The 12,354-nt window shown below is 66.7% G+C and carries 10 protein-coding genes and 1 tRNA gene; 3 read left to right on the plus strand and 8 right to left on the minus strand.

Translation table 11 applies throughout. The features are described 5' to 3' along the window. Positions 1–16: 16 nt before the first annotated feature. The 5 genes from IU452_RS29565 to IU452_RS29585 all read right to left on the minus strand — a co-directional run bounded on the left by IU452_RS29565 (position 17) and on the right by IU452_RS29585 (position 7,041). The gene (locus tag IU452_RS29565) at positions 17–1,405 is read right to left on the minus strand and encodes a sensor histidine kinase (protein ID WP_324192889.1); all 1,389 of its coding nucleotides are present in this window, start codon (positions 1,403–1,405) and stop codon (positions 17–19) included. Positions 1,406–1,431: 26 nt separating this feature from the next. Beyond that, entirely contained in the window at positions 1,432–2,178 is a 747-nt protein-coding gene (locus IU452_RS29570) for a response regulator transcription factor (protein ID WP_195112478.1), read from the minus strand. A gap of 90 nt (positions 2,179–2,268) precedes the next feature. After that, complete coding sequence (locus IU452_RS29575) at positions 2,269–3,666, minus strand: pyridoxal phosphate-dependent decarboxylase family protein (protein ID WP_195112479.1); 1,398 nt, start codon at positions 3,664–3,666, stop codon at positions 2,269–2,271. A gap of 26 nt (positions 3,667–3,692) precedes the next feature. Next, complete coding sequence (gene asnB, locus IU452_RS29580) at positions 3,693–5,684, minus strand: asparagine synthase (glutamine-hydrolyzing) (RefSeq protein ID WP_195112480.1); 1,992 nt, start codon at positions 5,682–5,684, stop codon at positions 3,693–3,695. A gap of 46 nt (positions 5,685–5,730) precedes the next feature. Further along, complete coding sequence (locus IU452_RS29585; RefSeq protein ID WP_195112481.1) at positions 5,731–7,041, minus strand: glutamine synthetase family protein; 1,311 nt, start codon at positions 7,039–7,041, stop codon at positions 5,731–5,733. Positions 7,042–7,384: 343 nt separating this feature from the next. On the opposite strand from IU452_RS29585, the gene IU452_RS29590 reads away from it, so the two are divergent. Continuing rightward, positions 7,385–8,809, plus strand: a complete 1,425-nt coding sequence (locus IU452_RS29590) for a cytochrome P450 (RefSeq protein WP_195112482.1) — start codon at positions 7,385–7,387, stop codon at positions 8,807–8,809. Between the two features lie 30 nt (positions 8,810–8,839). Here IU452_RS29590 and IU452_RS29595 read toward each other — a convergent pair. The 3 genes from IU452_RS29595 to IU452_RS29605 form a co-directional block, all read right to left on the minus strand. Further along, positions 8,840–8,914, minus strand: a tRNA-Thr gene (locus IU452_RS29595). A 164-nt stretch (positions 8,915–9,078) separates the two neighbouring features. Next, on the minus strand, positions 9,079–9,321 hold the full coding sequence (locus tag IU452_RS29600; RefSeq protein WP_019931522.1) for an MbtH family protein: 243 nt from the start codon (positions 9,319–9,321) through the stop codon (positions 9,079–9,081). Positions 9,322–9,420: 99 nt separating this feature from the next. Next, positions 9,421–10,260, minus strand: a complete 840-nt coding sequence (locus IU452_RS29605; protein ID WP_195112483.1) for an alpha/beta fold hydrolase — start codon at positions 10,258–10,260, stop codon at positions 9,421–9,423. A gap of 194 nt (positions 10,261–10,454) precedes the next feature. On the opposite strand from IU452_RS29605, the gene IU452_RS29610 reads away from it, so the two are divergent. Together IU452_RS29610 and IU452_RS29615 are read left to right on the plus strand one after the other, a co-directional pair. Then, positions 10,455–10,622 (plus strand): hypothetical protein, encoded by a 168-nt coding sequence (locus IU452_RS29610; protein WP_195112484.1) that lies wholly within the window; start codon positions 10,455–10,457, stop codon positions 10,620–10,622. 58 nt (positions 10,623–10,680) lie between these two features. Next, a complete protein-coding gene (locus IU452_RS29615; protein ID WP_195112603.1) occupies positions 10,681–12,189 on the plus strand; it encodes an alpha,alpha-trehalose-phosphate synthase (UDP-forming) in 1,509 nt (502 codons plus the stop codon). Positions 12,190–12,354 lie beyond the last annotated feature (165 nt).

Below are 12,354 nucleotides of genomic sequence, written 5' to 3' on the forward strand. Positions count from 1 at the left end.
CGCTCGGGAGAGCCGGTCAGTGGGTGCGGGGGAGGCGGACGGTGAAGGTGGTGCCCTTGCCGGGGGTGCTGGCTACCGTGACGGTGCCGCCGTGGGCTGCGACCAGGGCTTGGACGATGGACAGGCCGAGGCCGGTGCCGCCGCTGTCGCGGCTGCGCGAGGTGTCGGTGCGGTAGAAGCGTTCGAAGATGCGCTCGGCCTGGTCCGGCGGCAGTCCGGGTCCGGTGTCGGCGACCTCCAGCCGGACCTCGTGCTCGGCCGGGGTCAGCCGCACCGTCACCGCGGCGCTCGGCGGGGTGTGGATGAGCGCGTTGTTGATCAGGTTGGCCAGCACCTGCCGCAGCCGCGCCTCGTCGCCGAGGATCTCCACAGTGCCGCTGCCGGGCCTGATTTCGAGATCGATCGGCCGTTCGGGTCCGTCCGGGCGCTGGGCGGCGTCGACGGCACGCGCATTGTGCACCGCATCGCTGGCCAGAGCGAGCAGATCGACAGGGCGCTGCTCCACCGGCCGCTGCGCATCGAGTCGTGCCAGCATGAGCAGGTCCTCCACCAGCAGGCTCATCCGGTTCGACTCGCGTTCGATGCGATCCATGAACAGCTCCGGATCCGCCAGCGCCCCTTGCCGATACAGCTCCGCGAAGCCCTTGATGGTCGTGAGCGGGGTGCGCAGTTCGTGGCTGGCATCGGCGACGAAGCGGCGCATGTTCGCCTCCGACCGTCGGGCGGCCTCCTCCGACGCCTCGGTCGTGGCGAAGGCCTGCTGAATCTGGGAGAGCATGCCGTTCAACGATTGTGACAACCGGTCGACCTCGGTATTGCTGCCCTGCACCGGAACTCGTCGATTCAGATCACCGCCCGCGATGGCGGCGGCGGTCTTCTCCACATCCCGCAGCGGCCGCAGGCTGCGCCGAATCACCAACTGCGCCACCACGGCCAGTGCGATCAGCACGAAACCGCCGACCACAACTTCCAGTCCGATCAACCGGTCGACGATTCGCTCGGTCTCGCTCAGTCGCTGCGCCGCCACCACCGTGGTGCCTCGCGGGGACACGATTCGGACGGCACGCCAATGCAGCCCCGGATCGCCCACCGAGCCAACAGTTCTCGGACGCCGCCCGAGGTCGGGCGGAATATCGGGGATGACGGTCCGGTCGGGGAAGTCGACCCGCGGCGGGTCACCGGCCGAATCTTGAACCGTCACATAGAAAAGGTTCAACCGGTCGAACGGCGCTCGCGGAGGTGGCCGCGTCGGATCGGCCGCACCGTGCGCGATCTGGACGATCTGCTTGTCCACACTGTCGAGCACGACCCGGTGCATCGCCGAGGTCACCGCGATTCCGGACACCAGCAGCCCCAGCGCCGCCAGGGACACCAGCGCGACGACCAGCGTTACGCGCAACGGCACCGAGGCGAGGCGACGCGAGAGGATGCTCATCTCGCCGAGGACTTGCTCCGACTCGGCGCGCGCATCACGTATCCGACCCCGCGCAGCGTGTGGATCAGCCGGTCCGGCCCGGTGTCGACCTTCTTCCGCAGATAGGACACATACGTCTCGACCACGCCGACCTCACCCCCGAAGTCGTAGCGCCAGACGTGATCGAGGATGCGCGGTTTGCTCAGCACGGTGCCCGCATTGACCATGAAGTACCGCAGCAGGGTGAATTCCGTGGGCGACAGCGAAACCGGTTCGCCCGCCTTCCACACCTCATGGGTGTCGTCGTCCAATTCGATGTCCTCGAAGGTGATCCGCGAGGACTTGCGCTCCTCGATCGCGTGACCGGAGCGGCGCAGAATCACCCGCAACCGCGCCACCACCTCCTCCAGGCTGAAGGGTTTGGTCACGTAGTCGTCGGCACCGAGCGTGAGCCCGTTGACCTTGTCCTCCACCTCGTCCCGCGCGGTGAGAAACAGCACCGGCGCGTCCACCCCGTCGGCCCGCAACCGCCGCAGCAACCCGAACCCGTCCATCCCGGGCATCATCACGTCGACGATCAGCGCATCCGGCCGAAACACCTTGGCCTTGTCCAACCCCTCGGCCCCATTGGACGCGGTCGCCACCTCGAACCCCTGATATCGCAGGCTCACCGACAGCAGCTCGACGATCATCGGCTCATCGTCGACCACCAACACCCGCGCCTCGGGCGTCCGCCCAGCAGCCCCACCGTTCATACCGCTCATGGTCCACTCCCAGCGAATGAGCCCGCTGAGGCTTCGCTGGGAGTTTCCTGGGAACCGGAGGTGGGATCGGTGAGAAGCCCCCGGGCCGGATCACTCGGCGGCGACCTCGACGATCGCCTCCAGCAGATCGGTCAAGGTTCGGTGGTCGGTGGTCGGAGACATGAGGGAGGCGCGTAGGTAGGGAGTGCCCGCGAGCTGGAAGGAGGAGAGGTAGAAGCGGCCGTCTTGGATCAACCGGGAACGGAGTTCGAGTTGGCGGTCTCCCCAGGGTTCGTAGCGGAAGCAGAGGATGTTGCTCTGGGGCCGGTACGGGGCGGTGAAGTCGGGGCGGTCCTGGATGAGTGTCCACAGATGAGTGGCCAGGTCGTACTGGCGCTCGACGTAGGAGCGCAGCGAGGCCTGCCCGCGGTAGGCCAGGGTCAGCAGGATCTTGAGGCCGAGCGGAGCCTTGGAGGTCTCGAAGGTGAACTGCCCCGGGTCCACGTCCTCGCTCTCCGGGCGGTAGAGATAGCTGGCGTCCTGTTTGAACAGGGTGTCGAGATAACGCTTCTCGCGGAACAACACTCCGGTGCACAGCGCCGACGTCCGGAGCATCTTGTGCCCGTCCCACACGGTCGAATCCGCGCGCTCGATCCCGGCCAGCCGGCCGCGAAGCCGGGGCGATATCAGCGCGGCCGCACCGTGCGCACCGTCGAGATGGAACCACAGGTCGTTGCGCTCGCAGAACTCCGCCACCTCGGCGACCGGGTCGTACAGGCCCGTCCCGGTGGCGCAGCCGTTGGCCACCACCGCGATCGGACGGCGACCCTGTGCGCGCACCGCGGCAAGCGCCGGTGCCAGCCCCGCCGGATCGATGCGGCCCAGTTCATCGGTGGGAAGCGGATGGACCCCTCGCTCCCCCAGCCCCATCACCGCGGCCGCCTTCCGCACGGAATAGTGGCTGGTCGCCGGGGCGAGCACGACGAGGTCACCGGGGTTGCCGTCCCGCCACGCGGTGGCGTCGGCGTGCGAGCGGGCGGCGAGCAGCGCGGTCAGGTTGCCCAGCGATCCGCCATTGGTCATGGCCCCGGTACCGGTCTCGGCCCAACCGAGGTGATCCAGCATCCAGCGGCACACCGCCCGGTCGACGGCCGCGGCAGCCGGGGCGAGTTCGTAGACCAGCGGGATGTTGTTGGTCACCGCCTGCAGGAGATCGGCGACCACGCCGGGGGTGTCGGAGGGTGCGATCTGATGCGCCATGTACCCCGGGTGATGGTGACTGGCCGAGAGGTCGCTGTACGTGGTGACGAAAGACAGCAACTCGGGCAGGGTCATACCCCCTTCCTCGACCCAGCGGCGCAGCTCGAGTCGTTTGGAGACCCACTCGATATCGGCCGCGGAGACGACATCACCCGATCCCGTGCGGACGGATTCGATATGGGTGGCGAGGGTCTCGAGGACCGCCGTCCCGACCTCTCTCATATCGTCGACAATGTCGACAGGGGACATGTTGGATCCTCTCTCGAGAACTGTCTTCAGCTTGCGGCCGCATTTGCGGGGTCGCGGTCACCGTCGATGTTCCGCAGCATGATCCGGTCGATATCGACGTCGGGCACCCGGAAGTCGTGGACCAGAAACTCTTCCATCAGCAGAACGCTGAGCAGGTGCACGTAGGCGTGACCGAACTCGTGCGGCCCCCGCGGCTGTTTCGTCACCCGTTCCACGAGCCTGTTCACCCCCTCGGGTACCAGGAAACCGGCCCGGCGAACGGTGAACGGGCTCAAAACCGCCGCCACCCAGTCGTCGCCGTCGGGCAGCAGCGCCTGCACACCCGGCACCCGCATCCCGAATTTCGGCCGGTCGACAATCTCCGGCGGCAGGACATCGGCATACGCCTCCCGCAGGATGTGCTTCTCGCGAGTCCCGTTCAGCTTCCACTCGATCGGCAACGCGGCGGCGTATTCGACGACGCCCGGGTCCATGAAGGGGTATCGGCCTTCGACGCCGAAACCCGTTCCGGCCCGGTCGCCCAGGCAGGTCATGCCATATCCGATCAGGAAGGTCTGCATGTCCAGCAGCATCGACCGGTCGATGGCGGGGCGCCGATCGAAATCGGGGAAATCGGTGCGCAGCCGGCGCAGCATCACGGCATGGTCGTCATCGATGCCACCCGCCGCATCGATGAGCTCGTCCACGGGTTCGGATTCGAAACGCCGCAAATGCGCGCCGAGTGAGAAATCGAGGTTCGGTCGGTCCGCGTAGAACCGGACGATGGCGGCGGCCGTCATGCCGTCGCTGTAGCGCATGTCGTTGAGCGCCGGCTCCAGTTCTTCGACCGCACCGGCGAAGGACCCCCGAGCCAAGCAGCGTTCGACAATCGCCGCCTCTTTGGCCGCGTCGTATCCGGCGAAGAGCTCGTCCGCGCCCTCGCCACCGAGCATGATTCGCACGCCGGACAGCCCCACTTGTTCGGCAAGAATCCCGTAGGCCACCGGAGCCGTGAAATGCAACGGCTGTTCGCATTGCCGGACGACATGCGGGAACCGCTCACGAACCTGAGCAGCCGAAACCGGTACCCGCGTATGCCGACTGCCCAGCCGCGACACCATGGCCCGCTGATAGGGCGACTCGTCCACGGGACCGCCCTCGACGTCGATGGAGAACGTGGTGAGCGGCTCGTCGACCAGATCGTTCATGATCGAAGCGATGACCGCCGAGTCGATGCCACCGCTGATGTAGGTGCACAAAGGGTAATCCGCGCGCAGGCGCAGCCGGATCGACTCGCGCAGGACCTCCCGGAGCCCGGCCTTCGCCTCCTCGAAGGAGCTCGGCGCAGGAGCGGCGGACTGTCGTGCGATGCCGTGGTAGTACTTCGACAGCTCGGCACGACCGTTGTGGACGGTCAGTATGTGCCCCGGCGGAATAGCCTCGATGCCCGCGAAGCAGGTTTCACCCGGGACCGGGCTCCAGTACCGCATCGCGCGCCGAACCTTTTCCGGCGCAAGCTCACGAGGCACCTGCGGAAACGCGAACAGCCCCTTGATCTCGGAAGCGAAGAAGTACGTGCCGTCTCGCTCCGTGTAGAGCATCGGACGCTCCCCGAAGCGATCGCGACCGAGGATCAGCTTGCCCTCCCACCTGTCGTAGAAGGCGAAGCCGAACTGGCCGTTCAATCGCAACAGTGCATCCGTCCCCCAATAGGCGAGCGAATGCAGCAATACTTCGGTATCGGAGTTGGTCTGAAAGCGAATTCCCTTGCTCTCCAGCTCACTTCGGAGCTCGATGTAATTGAACACCTCACCGTTGAAACCGGCGACGTACCGGTTGTCCGGCGTCACCATGGGCTGCTTGCCGAGCCTCGGGTCGATGACCGAGAGCCGGACCGTGCCCAGTGTGAAGGCGTCGCTGTCGAAGATCCCCACCTCGTCGGGGCCGCGGTGCGCGATGGCGCGGATGCCGCGCCGCACCAGATCCAGCCTTCGGTCCTTCCGCAATCCGCTGCCGATGAATCCAACCACTCCGCACACGAATACGTCTCCTATTCCTCGCGATCGGTTTGCGGATTACCGCCTGCTACACCGAATCCAGATACCGAGACCGCTCCCATTCGGACACTTCCCGCTGACTGGCCGCGGCTTCACTCCATGCCACTCGGCACAGGTTCTCGACGGTCGCCGCACCCAGCGCCCGCCTGGCGAACTCGCTCTCGCCGAACAGCGTCGCCGCCTGCCAAATATTCGTCGGCAACGGCGAATACTCCTGCGACACATAGGCATCCGCGGCAGGCGGTGCGGGCTTCAAGTCTTCGGTGACCCCCGCCAGGCCGGAGCTGAGCTGAGCGGCGGCGAGCAGGTAGGGATTGGCGTCGGCGGCGGCGACTCGGCTCTCCACCCGGGCGCCGTGGGCATTGTGGGCCAGCACGCGCACCGCGACGCATCTGTTGTCCCATCCCCAGGACAGATTCGTCGGCGCGAACGAGTGGTCCATGACCCGCTTGTAGCCATTGGGCGTGGGGACCGCCACGAGGTGCAGTTCCGCGGCATACCTCAGTAAACCGGCCACGTAATTGCGGCCGATATCGCTGAGCCCACGCGCATTCGCGTCCCAGAAGGCGTTGTCCCTGTCCGTCCGCCACATGCTCTGATGGATGTGCAGCCCGCTCCCGGACAGGTCGCCGAACGGCTTGGCCATGAAGGTCGCCCGATATCCGTGCCGCTGCGCCAGCTGCTTGACGGCGTAGCGGAAGAAGAGCAGTCCGTCGGCCGCGGTGACCGGGTCCGACGGGGTGAGGTTGATCTCGACCTGACCCGGCGCATATTCGGCGCCGCAGGCCTCGACCTCGACATCGGCGCTGAGCAGCGTCGTGCAGACCTCGTCGAGAAACGGCTCCAGATAGGCATTGTCGTGCAGGCTGTACACCGGGTTTCGATCGGTGCGAGATCGCAGCGACTCCCCGTCGAGTGCGTAGAACTCCGTCTCCATCGCGATGTAGGGAGAAAGGCCGGCCTGTTCGAGCTCGGCCACCGCTCGGCGCAGAACCTCGCGCGGTGCTGCCGCCACGAGGCGACCGGCCCCGTCGACGACATCGCAGAAGACCAGCGCGGTCCGCGCCTTCCAGGGAACGAGCCGCAACGTCTCCACATCAGGGCGCAGAAAAATATCCGGATATCCGTTGGCCCAGCTGTAATCATCGGTCTCGATGACATCCATCCGGTAATCCCACGCCAAGACCGCCGACGACATTCCGACCGCATCCGAGAGCCCGTTGGTCAGGAAAGTTTGAACAGGAATTCGCTTACCGCGAATGGCGCCGGTCATATCCGGGGTGGCAAGCTCGACCATCGTGATCGAATGCTGTTTCAGGAATTGCTCCGCGGCTTCCATACTCCATCCTCTCACCCCCACCGACGCGACCTGCACCGATCACACCTGGCCCGGCGTGCCCCTATATCTGATCTGGTGACCGATCGCGGGAACTCCTCGCTCCAGCGCTTTCGACAGCGGGCTCGAAACCACTTGGCGCGCACCACATCCCACCGCCCGCCGCGGCGTCCTGCCGTCGTCATCGCGCACCAGCAGATTCTGTCAGAAACCCCGATGAACCAACATCCCCGAAGTGGGGGGTTGACAGTCATCAATCAGCGAAGTTCACTCGAAAAGCCCTGATCTTAAATAAGATAGACGGGAAGCGACGACCGTGACCAGAACCTCGCCCCCTGTCGATTCCGTGACCGAGCCGATGCGAGCGCCGGGGCCGACCGGCCTGGATGCCCTCCGCACGATGGCCGGAATTCGCCGCGATCCTTGCACGACATTTCAGAACCTCGTCGAGCGTTATGGTGACGTCGTCCGCGTGGACATCTCGGGGCAACCATTCTTCGTGGTGAACGATCCCGAACTCGTCGAAGACGTGTTCGTCGCCCGACAGAGCAACTACGTCAAGACCCTCAATGTCAAGGTGGCGGCCATGGCCCTGGGCAACGGGCTGCTGACCAACGACGGTGAGTCCTGGGCCCGCCAGCGCCGCCTGATGCAGCCGTTGTTCGCCCGGCGCCAACTGGATCGGTTCGCCGAACACATGATCACCGCGGGAGAGCGCACGCTGACCCGCTGGGACGCGCGGCCCGACGGGGACCGACTCGACGTCTCCGCGGCGATGAACGCGCTGACGCTCGACGTGACCGGCCAGGCGCTGTTCGGCTGCGACCTGTCCGCCGACGCCGCCCCTGTGCACGAGGCGCTCGTCGAGATCCTGCGCGGCGTCGGCAAGGCGATGACCTCGCTGGTGACGTGGTTGCCAGCCCGGCTTCCCGGCGTTTCCCCGGACCTGGCACTGCGGCTTCAGGCACCGCGCTGGCGCAGGCTGGACGCGGCGGTCGCCGTACTGGACGACGTTGTCGCCCGGCTCATCCGGGAACGGCAGCAAGACTCCCGGGACGACAGGCGCGACCTGCTCGGGCTGCTCCTGGGTGCACGTGACGAGGCGGGGGAACCGGCGATGAACCCCCGCCAAGTCCGGGACGAGCTCGTGACCTTTCTGCTCGTCGGGCACGACACCACGGCCTACTCACTGGCGTGGACGCTGCTGCTGCTGTCCCACCATCCCGAGGCCCGGGAGCGGCTCGTCGCCGAGATCGACGAGGTGCTCGGCGACCGCTGCCCGACGCCTGCCGACATCGACCGGCTGACGTGGACCCAGGCCGTCATCGAGGAGTCGATGCGGCTGTATCCGCCCTCCTGGCTCATCGAACGACAGGCCGCGGCCGACGACGTCCTGGGCGGCTATGCCATACCCGCCGGGGCGACCGTGTACGTCGCGTCCTATCTGCTCCACCACGATCCGAAGTCCTGGCCCAACCCCGAAGGTTTCGATCCCCGGCGGTTCCTGCCCGAGAACAGGCAATTCATCTATCCGTCGGCCGGTGACGGGAGCCCACCGGCTCGCCCGCGCTATGCCTATCTCCCCTTCGGCGCGGGCCAGCGCCAATGCATCGGATTGGGTTTCGCCCGGGTCCAGGCCAAGCTCATCCTCGCCATGCTCACCCAGCGCTACACCTTCGACCTCGCGCCCGGCACCCAGATCTTCCCCGAGCCCACCTTGACCCTCCGCCCGCGCGACGGCCTCCCGATGATCATGCGCCGCAGAAAGTGAAAATCCCCGCCGCGAACGCGACGGGGACCATGGAGCCCCCTGTCAGGATTGAACTGACGACCGCTCGCTTACAAGGCGAGTGCTCTACCACTGAGCTAAGGAGGCGAAAACGGTGCCCATCATAACCGGGGGCACCGGCCGGGCGGAAAAGCCGGAGTTCAGCCAGGGCTGAGGCGGCAGGGTGGATCGCAGCGGCTGTATGACGCTCGTCATGGCATCACACAGCCGCTGAATCGCCCGGTCCCGCGCAGTATCGGATGTACCGCGGGTCAGGACTGGGCGGCCTGCCGGGCCGCGTCGTCGGCGGCCATCGCATCACGCAGGCTCTTCGGCCGCATATCGGTCCAGTTCTTCTCGACGTATTCGACGCAGGCAGCGCGGCTGTCCTCGCCGAACACCACCCGCCATCCGGCCGGGACCTCGGCGAAAGCCGGCCACAGGGAATGCTGCTCCTCGTCGTTGACCAGGACGAAGAAGCGGCCGTCCTCGTCGTCGAAGGGGTTGGTGCTCATTTCACCTCACTGGATACTGGCGCTGTGTTCGGAACCGCTGGGGCGGAACCCCCCGAGCGATGTTTCGACCCTAGCAAGGTCGACGTTACGAGTTGGTGGTTACCTCGAGCCGGCGAAGAAATCGAGCAGCACCTTGTTGACCGCCTCCGGCCGTTCCAGGTAGCCGTAGTGCCCCGCGTCCGGGATCTCCTGGTAGCGCGCGCCCGGAATCGACTCGGCGACCTCGCGGGCCAGATACGGCGGGATCATCCGGTCGTCGGCGAAGCCGACGGCCAGGCAGGGCACCTTGATGGCCCGATACGCCTGCAGCCGGTTGAAGTCGTGATCCATCCGCCGCTGGGCGCGGATGCCGGGGGTGACCGTGCCGCCGGTGAACTCGAACAGATCCAGCCAGTCGCGGGCGGCATGCGGGTCGGCCATCGTGGCCGGGGACAGGTTCAGCACCGCGTTGATCGCCGCCTCGTACTTCGGCGGCAGCTTCACCCCGGTGTCGTCGAGCTCGTGTTCGCCCTGCGACAGCGTCTTCTGGAACTGATCCAGCCGCCCGTGCCCGGCCATGAAGACCGCTTTACGCACCAGATCGGGACGGGCGAGCGCCAGTTCCTGTGCGATCCGGGCCCCCATCGAGGTTCCGGCGACCAACGCCGGGCCCTCGTCGAGGTACTCGATCAGGCCCGCCGTATCGGCCACCATGTCATCGATGTGGATGCCCGCGGCGGCCTCGTAGGACGGCGCGATGCCGCGATTGTCGAAGGTGCACACCCGATACCCGGCGGCCACCAGCGCCGGCACCTGATGCAGCTCCCACACCCGTCCCGGGCTGCCGGTTCCCATGATCAGCACGACCAGCGGCGCGGCGCCCTTGGTGTCGGTGCCCTTGGCCTTGTCACCCTTCACCTGATAGTTCAGCGCGATTCCGTTCACCGTGGCCAACGGCATAATGCTGGGTCCCTTCCTGCGACATTAGACTCCTTCCACGGTATAGCGTCGGGGGATGTGAGCGTTTCCCCGGTGCCGTGTGGGTATTGCGGTTAGGGCGCGGTCGACACCGAGGCAACGGCCCCGGCGAGCACGCCCGATACCATTGACTTCGCGTAACCGTGACAAAACACCCGAGCCGAGAGGACACGATGATGGCCGCGAAGGGCGCCAACGACATCGCGGACGACGACCTGGAGCCGCTGGCCGACGAGACCGCCCGGCAAGCCCAGCGCGTGGTGGCCGCCTACGCCGCGGATGCGGACGAATGCCGCATGCTGCTGTCGATGCTCGGTATCGGTCCCAGCAACCGAGGCGACTGACGGAGTCGATCTTCCCCACCACACACTTCGGCGACCGGAGGATCCAGCAGTGGACCAGATGAGCGAATCCGACTCCGCACCGCGCCACTACGACGTCAGCGGCGCGGGCTCCGGCTTCGTGGTCGTCGCCAACCGACTACCGGTCGATCTGGAGCGACTACCCGACGGCTCCACGCGGTGGAAGCGCAGCCCCGGCGGGCTGGTGACCGCGCTGGAGCCGGTCCTGCGCAACAACAACGGGGCCTGGGTCGGCTGGGCCGGGGTGCCCGACGTCGACCTGGACCCGATCACCGAGGACGGGCTGGAGCTGTACCCGGTGCCGCTGTCGACGGAGGAGGTGACCGAGTACTACGAGGGCTTCTCCAACGGCACGCTGTGGCCGCTGTACCACGATGTGATCGTCCGGCCCGAGTACCACCGGGAGTGGTGGGCCGCCTACGTCAACGTCAATCGGCGCTTCGCCGAGTACACCGCCAAGGTGGCCGCCGAGGGCGCCACCGTCTGGGTGCAGGACTACCAGCTGCAGCTGGTGCCGAAGATGCTGCGCATGCTGCGCCCGGATCTGACCATCGGCTTCTTCCTGCACATCCCGTTCCCCCCGGTGGAGCTGTTCATGCAGCTGCCGTGGCGGACCGAGATCGTGGAGGGCCTGCTGGGTGCGGATCTGATCGGATTCCACCTGCCCGGCGGCGCCCAGAACTTCCTGTATCTGGCGAGAAGGCTTGCCGGACAGCCGACTTCGCGCGGCAATGTCGGCGTACGGTCGAAACTCGGTGTGGTGCAGGTGGGTTTCCGCACCGTGCGGGTGGGCGCGTTCCCGATCTCCATCAATTCCGCCGAATTGGACGAGCTTTCGCGCCGACGGTCGGTCCGCGACCGCGCCGCCCAGATCCGTTCGGAGCTGGGCAATCCCAAGAACATCCTGCTGGGCGTCGACCGCTTGGACTACACCAAGGGCATCGATATCCGCCTGGCCGCCCTGGAGGAGATGCTGCAGGAGGGCCGCATCGATCCGTCCGAGACGACGATGGTGCAGCTGGCCACGCCCAGCCGCGAACGGGTGGAAAGCTACATCCAGATGCGCAGCGATATAGAGCGCCAGGTCGGCCGCATCAACGGCGAATTCGCCCGCGTCGGTTTCCCGGTCGTGCACTATCTGCACCGGCCCATCCCCCGCGACGAACTGCTCGCCTTCTTCGTCGCCGCCGACGCCATGCTGGTCACCCCGCTGCGCGACGGCATGAACCTGGTCGCCAAGGAGTACGTGGCCTGCCACAGCGGCCTCAACGGCGCCCTGGTCCTCAGCGAATTCACCGGCGCCGCAGCCGAATTGCGCCAGGCCTACCTGTGCAATCCGCACGACCTGGACAGCGTCAAGGACGCCATCACCCACGCCATCACCGACGATCCGGACACCCGCCGCCGCCGCATGCGCGCCCTGCGCCGCCAGGTTCTCACCCACGACGTGGACCGCTGGGCCCGGGCCTTCCTCGATGCGCTGGCGCAGGACCGAGTCGCCGGCAGCGCCCTGCTCAGCGACGACGACGTGGATCCCGGGGCGCGCTGACCACAGTCGGTGTTCCGAGGCGAGCGTCGCCTCCGACCCGATCTCCGACAACGAAAACTATTGCCGGGCAGACGTTCTCGGCCTTCTGGCCACGCTACCCGGGCCACGGTCCTGGCATCCGCCGACGTCGGCGGAGCTGCGCGCCGCTCCCCGACCTCGGATTCC

The sequence above is a fragment of the Nocardia transvalensis genome, from assembly GCF_015477765.1.
GTDB lineage: Bacteria > Actinomycetota > Actinomycetes > Mycobacteriales > Mycobacteriaceae > Nocardia > Nocardia transvalensis_A.